The sequence below is a fragment of the Limnohabitans sp. B9-3 genome, from assembly GCF_002778325.1.
GTDB lineage: Bacteria > Pseudomonadota > Gammaproteobacteria > Burkholderiales > Burkholderiaceae_C > Limnohabitans > Limnohabitans kasalickyi.
Genome location: NZ_NESI01000004.1, coordinates 123853 through 143151, shown reverse-complemented (window position 1 = coordinate 143151; position 19299 = coordinate 123853). Strand labels below are relative to the sequence as shown.

The window sequence follows — 19299 nt, the reverse complement described above, 5'->3', positions numbered from 1 at the left end:
AGTTCGTCATGCGTGTTTTTTTTCGTGTTGCTTTGAAACGGTCTGCCGTCTTGGCGTGTGGTGCCGTACTGGCGTGTGTGGCGGGTGCCACAACACCCAAAGCTGCACCCTCGGTGACGCAAGTCAAACCCGCTTTGCCTCCCATCAAATTGGCCATGGTGGAAGGCTTGAGTGGTCCGTTTGCCAACACCGGTGAGGCGGTGTATCGCAATTTGTTGTGGGCCGTCGAGCGTGTGAACCAGCGCGGCGGGGTGAAATTACCCGGCGGTGCGCGCGAATTGGTGTTGGGGCGCCACGACAGCAAGGGTCAAACCGAAGAGGCGCTTTCTGCCTTTCGTGCGGCGTTGGATGAGGGCGCAAGTTTTGTGTTGCAAGGCAACAGTTCCGCAGTGGCCGCCGCGTTGATTGAAGCGGTCAACAAGCACAACGACCGTGAGCCTGAGCGTCGCGTGTTATTTTTGAATTATTCCGCCGTTGACCCTGCACTCACCAATGAGCGTTGCAGCTTCTGGCACTTTCGTTTTGATGCACATGCCGACATGCGCATGTCGGCCTTGATGCAAGTGATCAAGTCTGACAAAGCCACCCAGCGTGTGTATTTGATGGGCCAAGACTACAGTTTTGGTCAGGCTGTTTCGCGTGAGGCGCGTCGCCAACTGACGGTGCAGCGCCCCGATGTGCAGATCGTGGGTGATGAGCTGCATCCGGTCGGGCGTGTGAAAGACTTTTTGCCTTATGCCGCCAAAATCAAAGCCAGTGGTGCCCAAGCGGTGATCACGGGCAATTGGGGCAATGATTTGACGCTGTTGGTCAAAGCGGCCCGCGAGGTGGGGTTTGATGGCAAGTTTTATACCTTTTACGGCAATGCGCTAGGTGCGCCTGCGGCCATTGGTCAGTCGGGGGTTGGTCGTGTGGTGGCAGTGGCCGATTGGTTGCCCAATGTGCAGACCAAGCCTTCGGCAGATTTTTACAAGTCATTTCGCCAACGTTTCCCCCAGCCTGCCGACGACTACGTGCACATGCGCATGCAACTGATGGTCGAGGCCTTGGTGCAAGCGCTTGAAAAGGCCGGGACGGTGGAAGCTGCGCCCGTGGCGCGTGCTTTAGAAAGCGTCAGCCTGACAAAATTTGGTCAAAAAGGATTCATGCGCGCGGCAGACCATCAATTTCAGCAAGCCTTGGTGGTCGGGCAAATGGATCACCAGGGCGAGCCGGGTGTGGCCTTTGACGTGGAAGGCTCAAGCTACGGCTTTCGGGTGATCAAGTCACTCTCGCCTGATGCTGCCCAGATGCCGACGAGTTGCCAAATGCAGCGCTATTGAAGCGCTGAGGGCGTCCTGTTATACTCAGCGGGCTTTACTTTTGGGTAAAGCAACAGCACGTTGCACCAATTTCCACGGTGCAACGCAAGTCAAATATTTAAGGAAAAAACCATGTTGACAGCAACTATTGCTAATGTCGTCAAAGACAACGCACGCGCCGCAGGCGATACAGGCAGTCCCGAAGTCCAAGTGGCTTTGCTGACCGCTCGTATCAACGAACTCACACCTCACTTCAAATTGCACGCCAAAGACCACCACGGTCGTCGCGGTCTGTTGCGTATGGTGAGCCGTCGTCGCAAATTGCTCGACTACCTCAAGTCGAAAAACTTTGACCGTTACGCTGCACTGATCGCCAAGCTTGGCCTGCGCAAGTAATCGTTAAATTTTTAGCGACAAACGCCTGAGTTTTCAACAAGCTCAGGCGTTTTGCACTTTCAAGAACGAACTTTTAACCCAAGGCAAGACAAAGAGGCGCAGATTCGAAAGCTGTGTCATTCCAAAAAAGTCCCAGCTTTTCTGGAATGGCATCGTGACTGCACCGAGGTTTGCCAAATTTCATTAGGAAAAAACATGTCAATTTTTAACAAAGTTACCAAAACCTTCCAGTGGGGCCAGCACACGGTCACCATGGAAACCGGCGAAATCGCGCGTCAAGCGGGCGGCGCTGTGCTCGTCAACATGGACGACACCGTGGTATTGGCCACCGTCGTGGGCTCGAAGATCGCCAAAGCTGGCCAAGACTTCTTCCCCTTGACCGTTGACTACATCGAGAAAACATACGCTGCAGGCAAGATCCCCGGCAGCTTTTTCAAACGCGAAGCCAAGCCCAGCGAGCACGAGACATTGACCAGCCGTCTGATCGACCGCCCCATCCGTCCCTTGTTCCCTGAAGGTTTCTACAACGACGTGCACGTGGTGATTCACACCGTGTCGTTGAACCCTGAAGTGGATGCTGACATCGCGGCTTTGATCGCTGTGTCTGCTGCCTTGAGCATTTCTGGCATTCCTTTCAACGGCCCGATCGGTGCCGCGCGCGTGGGTTACATCAACGGCGAATACGTCTTGAACCCAGGCCAAACACAACGCAAAGACAGCCAGATGGACCTCGTGGTCGCGGGCACCGAAGCGGCTGTGTTGATGGTCGAATCAGAAGCCCAACAGCTGTCTGAAGAAATCATGCTGGGTGCTGTGGTGTTCGGCCACGCGCAAGGCAACATCGCGATCAACGCCATCCACGAGTTGGTGCGCGACGCTGGCAAACCCGCATGGGACTGGACAGCTCCTGCCAAGGACGAGCCACTGATCGCCAAGGTTGTTGCTCAAGCCGAAGACAAGCTGCGCGCTGCCTACCAAATCCGCAATAAACAAGCGCGTACACACGCTTGCCGTGAAGCTTACGGCGCTGTGATGTCTGGTTTGAAGGCGGATGGCGTCGAGTTTGATTCGGTCAAAGTCGAAAACATGCTGTTCGACATCGAAGCCCGCATTGTGCGTAGCCAAATTTTGGCAGGCGAGCCACGCATCGATGGTCGCGATACACGCACGGTGCGTCCTATCGAAATTCGCAACAGCGTGTTGCCACGCACCCACGGTTCTGCCTTGTTCACACGCGGCGAAACCCAAGCTTTGGTGGTCACCACTTTGGGTACTGAGCGCGATGCACAGCGTATCGATGCATTGGCTGGTGAATACGAAGACCGCTTCATGATGCACTACAACATGCCTCCGTTCGCCACCGGCGAAGTGGGCCGCATGGGTTCAACCAAGCGCCGCGAAATCGGCCACGGCCGTTTGGCCAAGCGTGCTTTGGTGGCGGTTTTGCCCACCAAAGAAGAGTTCCCGTACACCATGCGCGTGGTGTCTGAAATCACAGAATCCAACGGTTCTTCATCGATGGCTTCGGTCTGCGGTGGCTGTTTGTCCATGATGGACGCGGGCGTGCCGATGAAAGCACACGTGGCCGGTATCGCCATGGGCTTGATCAAAGATGGCAACCGCTTTGCCGTGTTGACCGACATCTTGGGTGACGAAGATCACTTGGGCGATATGGACTTCAAAGTGGCCGGTACCACCAACGGTATTACCGCTTTGCAAATGGACATCAAGATCCAAGGTATCACCAAAGAAATCATGCAAGTGGCATTGGCTCAAGCCAAAGAAGCGCGCATGCACATCTTGGACAAGATGCAAGCTGCGATGGGCGAAGCCAAGACCGAAGTGTCTGACTTTGCACCGAAGTTGTTCACCATGAAGATCAACCCCGAGAAGATCCGTGACGTGATCGGCAAGGGCGGCGCCACCATCCGTGCGTTGACCGAAGAAACTGGTTGCCAAATCAACATCGAGGAAGACGGCACGATCACCATCGCTGCCACCGATGGTGAGAAGGCTGAAATCGCCAAGCGTCGCATCACCGAAATCACGGCTGAAGTCGAAATCGGCAAGGTCTACGAAGGCCCGATCACCAAGATCTTGGACTTCGGTGCCTTGGTCAACTTGTTGCCAGGCAAAGACGGTCTGTTGCACATCAGCCAGATCAGCCACGAGCGCATTGCGAAGGTGACTGACGTGTTGGCCGAAGGTCAGATCGTGCGCGTGAAAGTGCTCGAAACCGACGAAAAAGGTCGCGTGAAGTTGTCGATGAAAGCCTTGATGGAGCGTCCTGCGGGCGACCAACACCACGGCGATCGTCACGACGCACAGTCTTAATCCAAGCTCCGAGGTTCGCACATGATGCACATCGTTGAAATCTCTAGTCCTGGCGCCCCTGAGGTGCTGCGTCCTGCTCAGCGGCCTGTTCCGCAAGCCGGTGTGGGTGAATTGCTGATCCGTGTCAGCGCCAGTGGCATCAACCGCCCTGACGTGCTGCAACGGACCGGTAACTACCCTGTGCCTGCTGGCGCATCGGATGTGCCGGGTTTAGAGGTCGCCGGTGTGATCGAGTCTGGTGATGCTTCCGCCTTGGCTGAAGCGGGCTTGAAGATCGGGGACCGTGTGTGTGCTTTGGTGGCCGGTGGTGGTTATGCGCAGTTTTGCGTGGCCCCCGTTGGCCAATGTTTGCCTGTACCTCAAGGCTTGAGCGATGTGGAAGCGGCATCATTGCCAGAGACCTTTTTCACCGTTTGGAGCAATGTGTTTGACCGTGCGCGTTTGCAAGCGGGCGAGACATTGCTGGTGCAGGGCGGTTCAAGTGGTATCGGGGTGACGGCTATTCAAATGGCCAAAGCCTTGGGTGCCAAGGTGATCGTCACGGCAGGAAGCGACGACAAGTGCGCTGCCTGCGTGGCCCTCGGCGCTGATCACGCCATCAATTACAAGACCCATGACTTTGCTGCCGAGGCCTTGCGCCTGACCGATGGCAAAGGCGTGGATGTGGTGCTCGACATGGTTGCTGGCGACTATGTGGCGCGCGAAGTGACGTGCATGGCCGAAGATGGCCGCTTGGTCATCATTGCGGTGCAGGGCGGTATTCAGAGCGAATTCAACGCTGGCTTGGTGTTGCGCCGTCGTTTGGCCATCACAGGGTCGACCTTGCGTCCCCGCCCTGTGTCTTTCAAAACGGCGATTGCGCGCAATTTGCGCGAGCATGTGTGGCCTTTGATTGAAGCGGGTCATATTCGTCCCGTGATTCATTCGACCTTCGATGCGGCATCGGCTGATGGTGCTGCCAATGCGCACCGTTTGATGGAGTCCAACCAGCATGTGGGCAAAATCGTTTTGACCTGGAGTGTGTGATGAAGCAAAAACTCATCGCAGGAAATTGGAAGATGAATGGCAGTTTGGCTGCCAACGAAGTTTTATTGCAAGGTGTCCAGCAAGGTTTGGCGCAAGCATTGAATGGCAAGCAAGCGCAAGTGGCGGTGTGTGTGCCGGTGGCTTATTTGTCCCAAGTGCAGCAACTCGTCAAAGGTTCGGGCATTGAGGTCGGTGCACAAGATGTTTCCGCTCAAGAGCAGGGCGCTTATACCGGTGAGACATCGGCTGCCATGCTCAAAGACTTTGCTGTGCGTTATTGCCTCGTTGGGCATTCTGAGCGTCGTCAATACCATGGCGAAACCGATGAGCATGTGGCGGCTAAAGCACAACGCGCACTGTCTTCGGGTATCACGCCCATTGTGTGTGTGGGCGAGACTTTGGCCGAGCGTGACGCTGGCAAAACCGAAGAGGTGGTCAAGCGCCAATTGGCCGCTGTGATTCACACCAACGGTCATTGCATCAGCGAAATCGTGGTGGCGTATGAGCCTGTTTGGGCCATCGGCACCGGTAAAACGGCCTCTCCAGAAGAGGCGCAAGCTGTGCATGCGGTACTTCGTGCGCAATTGCACGCTGCCACAGAGCATGCAGACCGTGTCCAAATTTTGTACGGCGGCAGCATGAATGCCGCCAATGCAGCCCAACTGTTGAGCCAGCCAGATATTGATGGTGGTTTGATCGGCGGCGCTGCTCTGAAGTCAGCTGACTTCCTCACCATCATTGCCGCTGCGGCGCGCTGAAATCTATTTTTTCCGGAGTTTTTATGAGTTTGATTCTTAACATCGTGCAAGTGGTCCAGTTGTTAGCAGCCTTGGGCATGATTGGCCTGATCTTGGTTCAGCACGGCAAAGGTGCAGACATGGGGGCTGCGTTTGGCAGTGGCAGTTCTGGAAGTTTGTTTGGTGCGACGGGTGGTGCTAACTTTTTGTCTCGCACAACAGGTGTGTTGGCTGCGGTATTTTTTGTGTGCACCTTGGGCTTGGCTTATTTTGGTAATTTGCGCCCAGCCAGCTCTGGCAGCGTGCTCGAAGGTGCTGCGGTTGCACCCGTTGCCACTGAAAATGGTGCTGTTCCCGCACCTGCCGTTGTGCCAGCTTCAGGTGCCGCACAAATTCCAACAAAGTAAGCTAAAAACCTTTGAGTTTTAGAGTGATTGGGCCCCTTTTCAGAGTAAACTCTTAAGCTGTTCAGGAAGCGTTATCCCTCTTCGTTTTCATTGAACAATCAACCCAAAGCCGTCGTGGTGAAATTGGTAGACACGCTATCTTGAGGTGGTAGTGGCGAAAGCTGTGCGAGTTCGAGTCTCGCCGACGGCACCATCCAAAAAAGTTTGCTGTAACCCTGGTGTCATCCAGTTACAGCAAACTTCGCTGACTAAAACTGATAGTCATATCGCGAGATTGAGATGAGCTTAGAACCCTACCTCCCTGTCCTTCTTTTTATCCTCATTGGTCTTGTCGTGGGGGTGGTTCCTCAGGTTTTGGGCTATCTCTTAGGTCCAAATCGCCCTGATCCAGCGAAAAATTCTCCCTACGAATGCGGTTTTGAAGCGTTTGAAGACGCGCGCATGAAGTTTGATGTGCGCTACTACTTGATCGCCATCCTCTTCATCTTGTTTGATTTGGAAATTGCATTTTTGTTTCCTTGGGCTGTGGCGCTCAAGGACATTGGTTTCATTGGCTTCATCGACATGATGATCTTCCTTGCCATCCTGGTTGCAGGCTTCGCCTACATGTGGATCAAGGGTGCCATCGACTGGGAATAAGGATCAACTATGTCACTTGAAGGCGTTTTCAAAGAAGGCTTCATCACCACGTCGTACGACTCGGTGGTGAATTGGGCCAAAACGGGCTCGTTGTGGCCCATGACATTTGGCTTGGCGTGTTGTGCAGTTGAGATGATGCATGCCGGCGCTGCGCGCTACGACATTGACCGTTTTGGTATGTTGTTTCGCCCCAGTCCCCGCCAGTCCGATTTGATGATCGTGGCGGGAACCTTGTGCAACAAGATGGCCCCCGCTTTGCGCAAGGTTTATGACCAAATGTCTGAGCCTCGCTGGGTCTTGTCCATGGGGTCATGTGCCAACGGCGGTGGTTACTACCACTACAGCTACTCGGTGGTGCGTGGTTGTGATCGCGTGGTGCCTGTGGATGTGTATGTGCCGGGCTGCCCACCCACGGCTGAGGCGCTGTTGTATGGCATCTTGCAATTGCAAAGCAAGATTCGTCGCGAAAACACCATTGCCCGCTGAGCAGGAAGTTCAAGATGAGTCATTCCATTCAAACGCTTGAAGCGGCTTTGCACGATGTGCTGGGCGGTCAAATCAAGCAACTCGATTCGGCTTTGGGCGAGCTGACCCTCACCGTCTCTGCTGCGGATTACCACGATGTTTGCCAACACTTGCGCGACAACGCCCGTTTAGGTTTCGAGCAATTGATCGACGTATGTGGCATGGACTATTCCAGCTACAAAGACGGTGCGCACTCCAAATTCACAGATGCGCCTCGTTTCGCAGTCACCATCCATTTGCTGTCGATCAGTCATAACTGGCGTCTTCGTGTGCGCGTGTTTGCGGTGAGCGACGACGTGCCTCTTGTCGCTTCGATCAATGACCTGTGGAGTTCTGCCAATTGGTTTGAACGCGAAGCTTTCGATTTATTTGGCATCGTGTTTGAAGGCCATTTGGATTTGCGCCGCCTCCTGACCGATTACGGTTTTATTGGCCACCCCTTCCGCAAAGATTTCCCCACCTCGGGTCACGTTGAGATGCGTTATGACGCCGAGCAAAAACGTGTGGTGTACCAACCCGTCACCATCGAACCGCGCGAAATCACGCCGCGCATCATTCGTGAAGACAACTACGGCGGTGTGCACTGACCATGGCTGATATCAAGAACTACACCCTGAACTTGGGTCCTCAACATCCTGCTGCACACGGCGTTTTGCGCTTGGTGCTTGAACTCGATGGCGAAGTGGTCCAGCGCGCTGACCCACACATCGGCTTGTTGCACCGTGCCACTGAAAAGCTGGCTGAGAGCAAAACCTACATTCAATCTTTGCCCTACATGGACCGTCTCGACTACGTGTCCATGATGTGTAACGAGCACGCTTACTGCTTGGCCATCGAAAAAATGATGGGGCTCGAAGTGCCAGAGCGTGCGCAGTACATCCGTGTGATGTATTCCGAAATCACCCGTTTGCTCAACCACCTGTTGTGGTTGGGCTGCCATGGTTTCGACTGCGGCGCGATGAACATCTTGATTTATTGCTTCCGCGAACGTGAAGACTTGTTCGACATGTACGAAGCCGTGTCTGGCGCGCGCATGCATGCGGCTTACTTCCGTCCAGGCGGTGTCTACCGCGACTTGCCAGACGTGATGCCTCAGTACAAAGTCAGCAAGATCAAAAATGCGAAAGCGATTGCGCGTTTGAATGAAAACCGCCAAGGCTCTTTGCTCGACTTCATCGGCGATTTCACGCAACGTTTCCCCAAATTGGTGGACGAGTACGAAACCCTGTTGACCGACAACCGCATCTGGAAACAACGCACCGTCGGTATCGGTGTGGTCACCCCAGAGCGCGCGAAAAACCTCGGTTTCACGGGCGCCATGTTGCGTGGTTCTGGCATCACTTGGGACTTGCGCAAGCACCAGCCTTACGACGTGTATGACCGCATGGACTTTGATATTCCTGTGGGCAAAACCGGTGACTGCTACGACCGCTATTTGGTTCGTGTGGAAGAAATGCGTCAGTCCAACCGCATCATCAAACAGTGTGTCGACTGGTTGCGCGTCAACCCCGGTCCGGTCATCACAGACAACCACAAAGTGGCCGCGCCTAGCCGCGAAGGTATGAAGTCGAACATGGAGGAGTTGATCCACCATTTCAAACTTTTCACCGAAGGTTTTCATGTGCCCGAGGGCGAAGCGTATGCCGCTGTCGAGCATCCCAAGGGTGAGTTTGGTATCTATCTCGTGAGCGATGGTGCCAACAAGCCTTACCGTTTAAAGATTCGCGCCCCAGGGTTTGCCCATTTGGCAGCCATGGACGAAATGGCGCGTGGCCACATGATCGCTGACACCGTGGCGGTGATTGGCACCATGGACATTGTGTTCGGGGAAATTGACCGATGAGTTCTGAAGTTACCCACCACAGCTTACCGCTGTCGGCCGAAGCCTTTGCGCGTTTTGACCGTGAAGTTGCCAAATATCCTGCAGATCAAAAACAGTCAGCCGTCATGGCTTGCCTGTCGATCGCGCAACAAGAGCAGGGCTACGTCAGTGCTGAAAGCGAACGCGCCATTGCCAAGCATTTGGACATGGCGCCAATGGCCGTGCACGAAGTGACCACGTTTTACAACATGTACAACCAAAAACCGGTTGGCAAGTTCAAGATCAACGTTTGCACCAACTTGCCTTGCCAGTTGCGCAACGGGCAGGCGGCATTGGTGCATTTGACTCAGAAACTGGGCATTGAAGTCGGTGGCACCACCGCCGACGGCATGTTCACCTTGCAACCTGGCGAATGCATGGGTGCTTGCGCCGATGCGCCCGTGTTGTTGGTCAACGACCGCACCATGTGCAGCTACATGAGCAATGACAAGTTGGACCAATTGGTCGACGGCTTGCGCGCTGCGAAGGAATGAGCATGAACGTTCAACAAGTGCTTTCCCAGTTTCAAACGACCGCCGAGGAAACTTGTTTCCACGACCGTCACCTCGGACCCCAAATCTTGGCTGGCTTGAACGGCCAGAACTGGTCCTTGCAAGATTACGTAGCCCGAGGCGGCTACCAAGCCCTGCGCAAAATTCTGGGTCAAGACGGCAGCACGCCCGACCCCGAAACAGGCGCCGTGGGCATGACGCAAGACCAGGTGATTGCCACCGTCAAAGAGTCCGGCTTGCGTGGTCGCGGCGGTGCGGGTTTCCCCACGGGTTTGAAGTGGAGCTTCATGCCACGTCAGTTCCCAGGTCAAAAGTATTTGGTCTGTAACTCCGACGAAGGCGAGCCTGGGACTTGCAAAGACCGTGAAATCTTGCAGCACAACCCACACATCGTGATCGAAGGCATGGCCATTGCGGCTTATGCCATGGGCATCAGCGTGGGTTACAACTACATCCACGGCGAGATTTTTCAAAGCTACGAACGCTTTGAGGCTGCTTTAGAAGAAGCCCGCGCAGCAGGCTTTTTGGGCGACAACATCATGGGCTCGAAGTTCAGTTTTCAACTGCATGCTTCTCATGGTTTTGGTGCTTACATTTGCGGCGAAGAAACGGCCTTGCTCGAATCGCTCGAAGGTAAAAAAGGCCAACCGCGTTTCAAGCCACCGTTCCCTGCGAGCTTTGGTCTGTACGGCAAGCCCACCACCATCAACAACACCGAAACATTCGCGGCCGTGCCTTGGATCATCCGCAACGGTGGTCAGGCTTACCTCGAATGCGGCAAGCCCAACAACGGCGGCACCAAGATCTTCTCGGTCAGCGGTGACGTCGAGCGTCCCGGTAATTACGAAATTCCCATGGGCACACCGTTTTCCAAGCTGTTGGAGTTGGCGGGTGGCGTGCGCAAAGGCCGCACTTTGAAGGCTGTGATTCCTGGCGGTTCATCGTCGCCTGTGTTGCCCTCTGATGTGATCATGCAGTGCACCATGGATTACGACTCCATCGCCAAAGCGGGCTCCATGTTGGGCTCTGGCGCCGTGATCGTGCTGGATGACACCCGCTGCATGGTCAAGAGTCTGCAACGTTTGAGCTACTTCTACATGCACGAGTCCTGCGGCCAGTGCACACCTTGCCGCGAAGGTACAGGATGGTTGTGGCGCATGGTCGACCGCATTGAGCGTGGTGAAGGCCGCGAAAGTGACTTGGCTTTGCTCGACAACGTGGCCGAGAACATCATGGGGCGCACCATTTGCGCTCTGGGCGATGCAGCCGCCATGCCCGTGCGCGGCATGATCAAGCATTTCCGCCACGAATTTGAACACCACATCACGCATAAGACCTGCATGGTCCCGGCGTACGTTTGACGGATAAGCACCATGGTTGAAATCGAACTCGACGGAAAAAAAGTTGAAGTCCTAGAAGGCAGCATGGTCATGCATGCCGCTGAAAAGGCTGGCACTTACATTCCGCATTTTTGTTATCACAAGAAACTCAGCATTGCGGCCAACTGCCGCATGTGTTTGGTCGATGTGGAAAAAGCCCCTAAGCCCATGCCAGCTTGTGCCACGCCTGTGACGCAAGGCATGGTGGTTCGCACCAAAACAGACCGTGCTGTTAAAGCGCAAAAGTCGGTGATGGAGTTTTTGCTCATCAATCACCCGCTTGATTGCCCAATTTGTGACCAAGGCGGTGAATGCCAGTTGCAAGACTTGGCGGTGGGTTACGGCGGTTCTACCTCGCGTTACGAAGAAGAGAAACGTGTGGTGATTCCGAAGGACGTCGGTCCTTTGGTCAGCATGCAAGAGATGAGCCGTTGTATCGCCTGCACACGCTGCGTGCGCTTTGGTCAAGAAGTGGCTGGCGTCATGGAGCTGGGCATGTCTCACCGTGGCGAGCATGCCGAGATTGAAACCTTTGTGGGTCAATCGGTGGACTCTGAGCTCTCGGGCAACATGATTGACATTTGCCCCGTGGGCGCGTTGACCAGCAAGCCATTCCGCTACAGCGCACGTACGTGGGAACTGAGCCGCCGCAAGTCGGTGAGCCCCCACGATGCGACGGGCGCAAACTTGATCGTTCAAGTCAAGAACAACAAAGTCATGCGCGTCGTGCCTTTGGAAAACGAAGACGTCAACGAGTGCTGGATTGCAGACCGTGATCGCTTCAGCTACGAAGCCTTGGAAAGCGCTGACCGCTTGACCACCCCCATGCTCAAGCAAGGCGGCGCGTGGAAAGAAGTCGATTGGCAAACGGCCCTCGAATACGTGGCGAATGGTTTGCAAGGCGTCAAAGCTCAGCATGGCGCACAAACCATCGGCACCTTGGCCAGCCCACACAGCACAGCGGAAGAGTTGTACTTGGCTACTAGCCTGACACGCGGTTTGGGTAGCCAAAACATCGACACACGTTTGCGCGCTGCAGACTTCCAACACGACGGAAAAGTTCGTTGGCTGGGAACCTCTGTGGCCTCTCTCACCACGCTGCAACGTGTCTTGGTGATTGGCTCAAACATTCGCAAAGACCAACCTTTGTTGGCCCAACGTCTGCGCCAGGCCGTGCGTCACGGTGGCAAGGTGAATGCCTTGAACGGACAAGCCTTCGACTGGGCCATGCCCGTCGCCAACACCTTGGTGGCTGACGCTGCCAATTGGGTGCAAGCTTTGGCCGACATCGCGGCAGCGGTGGGTGCCATCACCAGTGCTGCTGCGCCTGTGGCGGGCAACGCCAACAGCGCCCAAGCACAAGCCATTGCCAAGTCATTAACGGGCGGCGAGCGCAAAGCCATTTTGTTGGGCAACGCAGCGGCACACCACCCACAAGCTTCGAGCTTGCTGAGCTTGGCCAACTGGATTGGTGCACAAACCGGCGCGACCGTGGGTTTCCTTGGCGAAGCCGCCAACACCGTGGGTGCTCAAGTGGTGGGCGCCTTGCCAAAAGCAGGCGGTCAAAATGCAGGCCAAATGTTGGCAGGTGGTTTGAAGGCGGTGGTGTTGCTCAACACTGAGCCTGCCTTCGACGCAGCCAACGGCGCGGCTGCGGCACAAGCCATCGGTCAAGCCGACATGGTGGTGACCTTGTCACCCTTCAAGGCCAACATGGACATCAGCGATGTGCTGTTGCCCATTTCGCCATTCACTGAGACAGCGGGCACGTTCATCAACACCGAAGGGCGCGTCCAAAGCTTCCATGGCGTGGTCAAGCCTTTGGGCGAGACACGTCCTGCCTGGAAAGTGTTGCGCGTGTTGGGCTCCATGCTCTCCGTGCCCGGCTTCGACTTCGAGACCATTGAAGACGTGCGTGCCCAAGCCATCCCTGCCGATGTGCCAGCCTTGTTGTCCAACGCATGCAGTGCACAAGTGGACGTGAGTCCAGCTGCAGGTCAGCCGGCCTCTGCGGCGATTTACCAACTCGACAGCTTGGTGCGTCGCGCACCATCGCTGCAACTCACGGCTGATGCCAAATTGCAAGGAGGTCTGTGATGGTTGACAACATCTACAACGCAGGCTTTGGCTTGATGGCCGATGCCTGGTGGACCACTCTGGCTTGGCCTATTCTCTGGACTTTGCTCAAGATCGTGGCGGTGCTGTTGCCTTTGATGGGTTGCGTGGCTTACCTGACTTTGTGGGAGCGCAAAGCCATTGGCTATACCCAAATCCGCAAGGGCCCCAACCGCACCGGTCCCTTTGGCTTGTTGCAACCGATCGCTGACGCGCTCAAGTTGTTGACCAAAGAGATCATCATCCCCACCAAGGCGTCGACGGGTTTGTTCCTGTTGGGCCCTATCATGACCATCATGCCGGCATTGGCTGCGTGGGCTGTGATTCCTTTTGGTCCCGATGTGGCTTTGGCCAACGTCAACGCAGGTTTGCTGTTTTTGATGGCCATCACCTCCTTAGAGGTGTACGGCGTGATCATTGCCGGTTGGGCTTCTAACTCCAAATATGCCTTCTTGGGTGCCATGCGTGCGTCGGCACAAATGGTGAGTTACGAAATTGCGATGGGCTTTTGCTTTGTGATTGTGTTGATGGTGTCTTCTAGCCTCAACATGACCGACATCGTGATGGGTCAAGGCAAAGGCATGATGGCCGACAAGGGCCTGGGCATCTTGTCTTGGAACTGGCTGCCTTTGTTCCCTGTGTTCATCATCTATTTCATCTCTGGTCTGGCTGAAACCAACCGTCACCCGTTTGACGTGGTGGAAGGGGAATCCGAAATTGTGGCTGGCCACATGATCGAGTACTCGGGCATGTCATTCGCCATGTTCTTCTTGGCCGAATACGCCAACATGATTTTGATTTCGATGTTGACCGTCGTGATGTTCTTGGGCGGCTGGTTGTCACCCTTTGACAACGCCCTGTTCAACATGATCCCGGGCTGGATTTGGCTGGGACTGAAGACCTTCGTGGTCGTCACCATGTTCTTGTGGGTGCGTGCCACGTTCCCACGTTACCGCTATGACCAGATCATGCGTTTGGGTTGGAAAATTTTCATTCCGCTGACGCTGGTTTGGTTGTTGGTGGTGGGTATCTGGATGCAGACCCCTTGGAACATCTGGAACTGAGGCTGTAAAACACCATGACAACAACCACACAATCTGTTCCCTTCTCGTTGCGCGACTTTTTGTCGAGCTTCTTGCTGACCGAGCTGTTCAAAGGCATGGCCCTGACCGGCAAGTACATGTTCTCGCGCAGCATCACGATTCAGTTCCCTGAAGAAAAAACGCCTGCATCGCCCCGTTTTCGTGGCTTACACGCCCTGCGTCGTTATGAAAACGGCGAAGAGCGTTGCATCGCTTGCAAACTCTGCGAAGCCGTGTGCCCCGCGATGGCCATCACCATCGAGTCGGACCAGCGTGCCGATGGCAGCCGCCGCACCACACGCTATGACATCGACTTGACCAAGTGCATCTTCTGCGGTTTCTGCGAAGAAAGTTGCCCCGTCGACTCCATCGTTGAAACCCACATCTTTGAGTACCACGGCGAAAAACGCGGTGACCTGTACTTCACCAAAGAGATGTTGTTGGCCGTCGGCGACCGTTATGAACCCGAGATCGCAGCCAACAAGGCTGCGGACGCCAAATACCGTTGAAAGATTTCATGATGGACGTTCAATCGGCTCTTTTTTATGTGTTTTCAGCCGTCATGCTGTTTGCAGCGTTTCGCGTCATCACGGCGCGCAACCCGGTGCATGCCGCGCTGTATTTGGTGCTCGCATTCTTCCAAGCCTCGGGTGTGTGGATGCTCTTGCGCGCTGAGTTCTTATCCATCACCTTGGTGCTGGTGTATGTCGGCGCGGTGATGGTTTTGTTTTTGTTCGTCGTGATGATGCTCGACATCAACATGGACAGCATTCGCCAAGGCTTTTGGAAACATTTCCCCTTGGCTGCCACCATGGGTGCTGTGATTGCACTCGAATTGGCAGCGGTGTTGTTGGGTGGTTTTCGCATCAGAGAGCCGCAAGTGCAAGCCACAGCGGGTGCGGTGCAAGTTTCCAACACCAAAGAGTTGGGCGTGCTTCTGTACACCGAGTACCTTTACCCAGTGCAAATCGCTGCTTTGATCTTGTTTGTCGCCCTGGTTGCCGCCATCGCTTTGACCTTGCGCACACGCAAAGACAGCAAATACCAAAATCCGGCTGACCAAGTCCGCGTGAAAGCGCGCGACCGTGTCGCGTTGGTGAAGATGGATGCGGTCAAACCGCCCGTTGCACCCGCAGCCGAAGAGGAGAAATCAGCATGAGCATTACTTTAGGCCATTACCTGACGTTGGGCGCGATTTTGTTTGCGCTCTCTGTGACCGGCATTTTCTTGAACCGCAAAAACTTGATCGTCTTGTTGATGGCGATTGAGTTGATGCTGTTGGCTGTGAACATGAACTTTGTCGCGTTCTCGCACTACTTGGGCGACTTGAATGGGCAAATCTTTGTGTTCTTCATCTTGACCGTGGCGGCTGCTGAGTCCGCCATTGGTTTGGCGATTCTGGTGCAGTTGTTCCGCAACAAGTCCAGCATCAACGTCGACGAACTCAACACGCTCAAGGGTTAACAGATCATGTCTCAAACCCTTCAAGCTTCTACGCTGTTGGCCGTGCCATTGGCACCCCTCGTGGGTTCTACCTTAGCCGGTTTGTTCGGTACCCGTTTTGGCGGTAACTGGATCGGCCGCCGTCTGACCCACACCTTGACCATTCTGGGCGTGCTGGTTGCCTTTGTGTTGTCTGCCATGACCTTGAACAGCGTGGCCAACGATGGCGCGCGTTTCAATGAAACCCTCTACACCTGGATGGTGGTGGGTGGTTTGAAAATGGAAGTCGGCTTCATGGTCGACGGCTTGACCGCCATGATGATGTGTGTGGTGACCTTTGTGTCCCTGATGGTGCACATCTACACCATTGGCTACATGGAAGAAGACGAAGGCTACAACCGCTTCTTCTCCTACATCTCCTTGTTCACCTTTGCCATGCTGATGCTGGTGATGAGCAACAACATGCTCCAGTTGTTCTTCGGCTGGGAAGCGGTGGGCTTGGTCTCTTATTTGTTGATCGGTTTTTGGTTCAACAAACCTACGGCCATCTTCGCCAACATGAAAGCCTTCTTGGTCAACCGTGTCGGTGACTTCGGCTTCATCATGGGCATTGGTCTGATCGCTGCCTACACAGGCACTTTGAACTACACCGAAGCATTTGCCAAAGCAGGCGAATTGGGTGCATTGACTTTGCCTGGCACCGAATGGATGTTGGTGACCGTGATTTGTATCTGCTTGTTCATCGGTGCGATGGGCAAGTCAGCGCAATTTCCGCTGCATGTGTGGTTGCCTGACTCCATGGAAGGCCCCACACCCATCTCTGCACTGATTCACGCAGCGACCATGGTGACCGCTGGCATTTTCATGGTGGCGCGCATGTCGCCTTTCTTTGAAATGTCAGACACAGCCTTGAACTTCGTCTTGGTGATTGGTGCCATCACTGCGTTGTTCATGGGCTTCTTGGGCCTGATTCAAAACGACATCAAGCGCGTCGTGGCTTATTCCACGTTGTCGCAGCTCGGTTACATGACGGTGGCTTTGGGCGCATCGGCTTACTCAGTGGCCGTGTTCCACTTGATGACGCACGCGTTCTTCAAAGCCTTGTTGTTCCTTGGGGCTGGTTCCGTCATCATGGGCATGCACCATAACCAAGACATCCGCTGGATGGGCGGTGTGCGCAAGTACATGCCCATCACTTGGATCACTTCGTTGCTCGGTTCGTTGGCCTTGATCGGCACACCGTTCTTCTCGGGCTTCTACTCCAAAGACAGCATCATCGAAGCTGTGGCTGAAAGTCACTTGCCCGGTGCTGGTTTCGCGCACTTTGCCGTGTTGGCCGGTGTGTTCGTCACCGCGTTCTACTCGTTCCGCATGTACTTCCTCGTGTTCCACGGCGAAGAGCGTTACGACCAAAACCCGGATGCCCACCACGACGATCACCACGGTCATGACGACCATGGTCACGATCACAGCCCTCACGAATCCCCATGGGTGGTAACGGTGCCATTGCTGCTGTTGGCCATTCCGTCGGTGGTGATCGGCTACTTGACGATCGATCCGATGCTGTACGGCGAGTTCTTCAAAGATGCCATCTTCATCAACGCGGACAAGCACCCCGTGATGAAAGAGTTGGCGCACGGCTATCACGGCGCAGTGGGCATGGCGATTCATGCCCTGAGCACGGCACCGTTCTGGTTGGCCGTGGCCGGTGTGGCCAGCGCTTACTACATGTATATGGTCAACCCTGCCGTGCCTGCCGCGATCAAACGTGCTTTCCAGCCCGTCTACACCTTGTTGGAAAACAAGTATTACTTGGACTGGATCAACGAAAACATCTTGGCCCGAGGCGCACGACTGTTGGGTACGGGCCTTTGGAAGGGCGGCGACCAAGCCATCATCGAAGGTGGCATCGTCAACGCGTCCTGGAAATTGGTGGGTTGGATCTCGACGGCCTCGCGTCAGCTGCAGTCGGGTTACCTCTATCACTACGCCTTGGTGATGATTCTGGGCGTGTTCTTGCTGATGACGTGGTTCGTCTGGCTCAAATAAGGAGAATAAAAAAATGGGTTTATTGAGCCTTGCCATTTGGACACCAATTTTCTTTGGTGCCGTGTTGTTGGCCTTCGGCCGTGACGAACACGCCAAAACAGTCCGTTGGGTGGCCTTGATTGGCGCCTTGGTCAGTGTGTTGGTCACCTTGCCTATCTATGCAGGTTTTGACACGGCGTCTTCTGCGATGCAGTTGGTCGAGAAAGCCCCTTGGATTGAACGCTTCAATGTGTTCTACCACTTGGGCGTCGACGGTTTGTCGATGTGGTTTGTGTTGCTGACCGCTTTCATCACCTTGATTGTGGTGCTCGCAGGTTGGGAAGTCATCACTGAGCGCGTGAACCAGTACATGGGCGCGTTCTTGATCTTGAGCGGTTTGATGATTGGCGTGTTCACGGCCGTGGACGGCATGCTGTTTTACGTGTTCTTTGAAGCCACACTGATTCCGATGTACTTGATCATCGGTATTTGGGGCGGCCCGAACAAGATTTACGCCGCGTTCAAGTTCTTCTTGTACACCTTGCTCGGCTCTTTGCTGATGCTGATCGCCTTGATTTATCTTTACACCCAATCGGGTGGCAGCTTTGACTTGGCCACTTGGCACAAATTGCCTTTGGGCTCAACCGCGCAAACTTATTTGTTCTTTGCTTTCTTTGCCGCCTTCGCCGTGAAGGTGCCGATGTGGCCTGTGCACACTTGGTTGCCAGACGTTCACGTGGAAGCGCCTACCGGCGGCTCTGCGGTGCTGGCTGCCATCATGTTGAAGTTGGGTGCTTACGGTTTCTTGCGTTTTTCATTGCCCATTGCGCCGGATGCTGCGCGCGAATTCGCTTGGCTCATGATCGCTTTGTCGCTCGTGGCTGTGATTTACGTCGGTTTGGTGGCGATGGTTCAAGAGGACATGAAAAAGCTGGTGGCTTATTCGTCTGTCGCACACATGGGCTTCGTGAGCTTGGGCTTCTTCATCTTCAATGACATCGGTGTGTCGGGTGCCTTGGTGCAAATGATCGCCCACGGCTTTGTGTCTGCCGCCATGTTCTTGTCGATTGGTGTGTTGTACGACCGCATGCACTCGCGTGAAATTGCCAGCTATGGGGGTGTGGTTAACACCATGCCCAAGTTTGCAGCGTTTGCCCTGTTCTTTGCCATGGCGAATTGCGGTTTGCCCGGAACAGCAGGTTTCGTGGGCGAGTGGATGGTCATTTTGGGCGCCATCAAGTTCAACTTCTGGATTGGCTTGGCTGCTGCGTCTGCCTTGATTTTTGGCGCCGCTTACACCTTGTGGATGGTCAAGCGCGTTTACTTAGGCCCTGTTGCCAACGAGCACGTGAAAGCGCTGACCGACATCAATGCGCGGGAGTTCTTGGTCATGTCTTTGCTGGCGATTGCGGTGTTGGTCATGGGCCTGTACCCCAAGCCCTTCACCGATGTGATGGATGCCTCGGTGGCCGACTTGCTCAAGCACGTTGCCCTGTCGAAGTTGCCCCAATAAA

19 protein-coding genes and 1 tRNA gene are annotated in these 19299 nt (G+C 54.8%); all 20 read left to right on the top strand.

Translation table 11 applies throughout. The annotated features are described in order from the left end of the window. Positions 1-8 precede the first annotated feature (8 nt). The 20 genes from B9Z42_RS08450 to B9Z42_RS08355 all read left to right on the top strand — a co-directional run bounded on the left by B9Z42_RS08450 (position 9) and on the right by B9Z42_RS08355 (position 19298). Entirely contained in the window at positions 9-1322 is a 1314-nt protein-coding gene (locus B9Z42_RS08450) for a branched-chain amino acid ABC transporter substrate-binding protein (RefSeq protein WP_100132922.1), read from the top strand. Positions 1323-1433: 111 nt separating this feature from the next. Then, positions 1434-1697: a 30S ribosomal protein S15 gene (gene rpsO, locus B9Z42_RS08445; RefSeq protein ID WP_100132921.1), complete on the top strand. Its 264-nt coding sequence runs from the start codon at positions 1434-1436 to the stop codon at positions 1695-1697. A 195-nt stretch (positions 1698-1892) separates the two neighbouring features. Then, a complete protein-coding gene (gene pnp, locus B9Z42_RS08440; protein WP_100132920.1) occupies positions 1893-4031 on the top strand; it encodes a polyribonucleotide nucleotidyltransferase in 2139 nt (712 codons plus the stop codon). A 24-nt stretch (positions 4032-4055) separates the two neighbouring features. After that, positions 4056-5057, top strand: a complete 1002-nt coding sequence (locus B9Z42_RS08435; RefSeq protein ID WP_100133062.1) for an NAD(P)H-quinone oxidoreductase — start codon at positions 4056-4058, stop codon at positions 5055-5057. After that, on the top strand, positions 5057-5815 hold the full coding sequence (gene tpiA / locus B9Z42_RS08430; RefSeq protein WP_100132919.1) for a triose-phosphate isomerase: 759 nt from the start codon (positions 5057-5059) through the stop codon (positions 5813-5815). The genes B9Z42_RS08435 and tpiA overlap by 1 nt, the downstream gene beginning before the upstream one ends. Positions 5816-5838: 23 nt before the next feature. After that, positions 5839-6201: a preprotein translocase subunit SecG gene (gene secG / locus B9Z42_RS08425; RefSeq protein ID WP_100132918.1), complete on the top strand. Its 363-nt coding sequence runs from the start codon at positions 5839-5841 to the stop codon at positions 6199-6201. A gap of 108 nt (positions 6202-6309) precedes the next feature. Beyond that, positions 6310-6394 (top strand) — tRNA-Leu (locus B9Z42_RS08420). 86 nt (positions 6395-6480) lie between these two features. Next, entirely contained in the window at positions 6481-6840 is a 360-nt protein-coding gene (locus B9Z42_RS08415; protein WP_100132917.1) for an NADH-quinone oxidoreductase subunit A, read from the top strand. A 9-nt stretch (positions 6841-6849) separates the two neighbouring features. Further along, the gene (locus B9Z42_RS08410) at positions 6850-7326 is read left to right on the top strand and encodes an NADH-quinone oxidoreductase subunit B family protein (RefSeq protein ID WP_100132916.1); all 477 of its coding nucleotides are present in this window, start codon (positions 6850-6852) and stop codon (positions 7324-7326) included. Positions 7327-7340: 14 nt separating this feature from the next. Continuing rightward, positions 7341-7952 carry an NADH-quinone oxidoreductase subunit C gene (locus B9Z42_RS08405; protein WP_100132915.1) on the top strand — a complete coding sequence of 204 codons (612 nt, stop codon included), beginning with the start codon at positions 7341-7343 and terminating at the stop codon, positions 7950-7952. Positions 7953-7954: 2 nt separating this feature from the next. Continuing rightward, a complete protein-coding gene (locus B9Z42_RS08400; RefSeq protein WP_100132914.1) occupies positions 7955-9208 on the top strand; it encodes an NADH-quinone oxidoreductase subunit D in 1254 nt (417 codons plus the stop codon). Next, complete coding sequence (gene nuoE, locus B9Z42_RS08395) at positions 9205-9720, top strand: NADH-quinone oxidoreductase subunit NuoE (protein ID WP_100132913.1); 516 nt, start codon at positions 9205-9207, stop codon at positions 9718-9720. The genes B9Z42_RS08400 and nuoE overlap by 4 nt, the downstream gene beginning before the upstream one ends. A gap of 2 nt (positions 9721-9722) precedes the next feature. Continuing rightward, positions 9723-11099 (top strand): NADH-quinone oxidoreductase subunit NuoF, encoded by a 1377-nt coding sequence (gene nuoF / locus B9Z42_RS08390; protein WP_100133061.1) that lies wholly within the window; start codon positions 9723-9725, stop codon positions 11097-11099. Positions 11100-11111: 12 nt separating this feature from the next. Further along, positions 11112-13214 carry an NADH-quinone oxidoreductase subunit NuoG gene (nuoG, locus tag B9Z42_RS08385; protein ID WP_100132912.1) on the top strand — a complete coding sequence of 701 codons (2103 nt, stop codon included), beginning with the start codon at positions 11112-11114 and terminating at the stop codon, positions 13212-13214. Further along, a complete protein-coding gene (gene nuoH / locus B9Z42_RS08380; RefSeq protein ID WP_100132911.1) occupies positions 13214-14296 on the top strand; it encodes an NADH-quinone oxidoreductase subunit NuoH in 1083 nt (360 codons plus the stop codon). Before nuoG ends, nuoH begins: the two co-directional genes overlap by 1 nt. 14 nt (positions 14297-14310) lie before the next feature. Then, positions 14311-14823, top strand: a complete 513-nt coding sequence (gene nuoI, locus B9Z42_RS08375; RefSeq protein ID WP_100132910.1) for an NADH-quinone oxidoreductase subunit NuoI — start codon at positions 14311-14313, stop codon at positions 14821-14823. Between the two features lie 11 nt (positions 14824-14834). Then, positions 14835-15473 carry an NADH-quinone oxidoreductase subunit J gene (locus B9Z42_RS08370; protein ID WP_100132909.1) on the top strand — a complete coding sequence of 213 codons (639 nt, stop codon included), beginning with the start codon at positions 14835-14837 and terminating at the stop codon, positions 15471-15473. Next, positions 15470-15778, top strand: coding sequence for an NADH-quinone oxidoreductase subunit NuoK (nuoK, locus tag B9Z42_RS08365; RefSeq protein WP_100132908.1), 309 nt, complete (start codon positions 15470-15472; stop codon positions 15776-15778). Before B9Z42_RS08370 ends, nuoK begins: the two co-directional genes overlap by 4 nt. 6 nt (positions 15779-15784) lie before the next feature. Beyond that, positions 15785-17806, top strand: coding sequence for an NADH-quinone oxidoreductase subunit L (gene nuoL, locus B9Z42_RS08360; RefSeq protein ID WP_100132907.1), 2022 nt, complete (start codon positions 15785-15787; stop codon positions 17804-17806). A 13-nt stretch (positions 17807-17819) separates the two neighbouring features. Further along, positions 17820-19298: an NADH-quinone oxidoreductase subunit M gene (locus B9Z42_RS08355; protein ID WP_100132906.1), complete on the top strand. Its 1479-nt coding sequence runs from the start codon at positions 17820-17822 to the stop codon at positions 19296-19298. Position 19299: the final 1 nt, after the last annotated feature.

Bases quoted from the DNA above. Each gene is read 5' to 3' on its own strand.
- B9Z42_RS08400 (WP_100132914.1), top strand. From the start codon at position 7,955: ATGGCTGATATCAAGAACTACACCCTGAACTTGGGTCCTCAACATCCT.
- nuoI (WP_100132910.1), top strand. From the start codon at position 14,311: ATGACAACAACCACACAATCTGTTCCCTTCTCGTTGCGCGACTTTTTG.
- tpiA (WP_100132919.1), top strand. From the start codon at position 5,057: ATGAAGCAAAAACTCATCGCAGGAAATTGGAAGATGAATGGCAGTTTG.
- B9Z42_RS08450 (WP_100132922.1), top strand. From the start codon at position 9: ATGCGTGTTTTTTTTCGTGTTGCTTTGAAACGGTCTGCCGTCTTGGCG.
- nuoE (WP_100132913.1), top strand. From the start codon at position 9,205: ATGAGTTCTGAAGTTACCCACCACAGCTTACCGCTGTCGGCCGAAGCC.
- B9Z42_RS08415 (WP_100132917.1), top strand. From the start codon at position 6,481: ATGAGCTTAGAACCCTACCTCCCTGTCCTTCTTTTTATCCTCATTGGT.
- nuoH (WP_100132911.1), top strand. From the start codon at position 13,214: ATGGTTGACAACATCTACAACGCAGGCTTTGGCTTGATGGCCGATGCC.
- nuoF (WP_100133061.1), top strand. From the start codon at position 9,723: ATGAACGTTCAACAAGTGCTTTCCCAGTTTCAAACGACCGCCGAGGAA.
- nuoL (WP_100132907.1), top strand. From the start codon at position 15,785: ATGTCTCAAACCCTTCAAGCTTCTACGCTGTTGGCCGTGCCATTGGCA.
- nuoK (WP_100132908.1), top strand. From the start codon at position 15,470: ATGAGCATTACTTTAGGCCATTACCTGACGTTGGGCGCGATTTTGTTT.
- B9Z42_RS08355 (WP_100132906.1), top strand. From the start codon at position 17,820: ATGGGTTTATTGAGCCTTGCCATTTGGACACCAATTTTCTTTGGTGCC.
- rpsO (WP_100132921.1), top strand. From the start codon at position 1,434: ATGTTGACAGCAACTATTGCTAATGTCGTCAAAGACAACGCACGCGCC.
- secG (WP_100132918.1), top strand. From the start codon at position 5,839: ATGAGTTTGATTCTTAACATCGTGCAAGTGGTCCAGTTGTTAGCAGCC.
- B9Z42_RS08410 (WP_100132916.1), top strand. From the start codon at position 6,850: ATGTCACTTGAAGGCGTTTTCAAAGAAGGCTTCATCACCACGTCGTAC.
- pnp (WP_100132920.1), top strand. From the start codon at position 1,893: ATGTCAATTTTTAACAAAGTTACCAAAACCTTCCAGTGGGGCCAGCAC.
- B9Z42_RS08405 (WP_100132915.1), top strand. From the start codon at position 7,341: ATGAGTCATTCCATTCAAACGCTTGAAGCGGCTTTGCACGATGTGCTG.
- nuoG (WP_100132912.1), top strand. From the start codon at position 11,112: ATGGTTGAAATCGAACTCGACGGAAAAAAAGTTGAAGTCCTAGAAGGC.
- B9Z42_RS08435 (WP_100133062.1), top strand. From the start codon at position 4,056: ATGCACATCGTTGAAATCTCTAGTCCTGGCGCCCCTGAGGTGCTGCGT.
- B9Z42_RS08370 (WP_100132909.1), top strand. From the start codon at position 14,835: ATGGACGTTCAATCGGCTCTTTTTTATGTGTTTTCAGCCGTCATGCTG.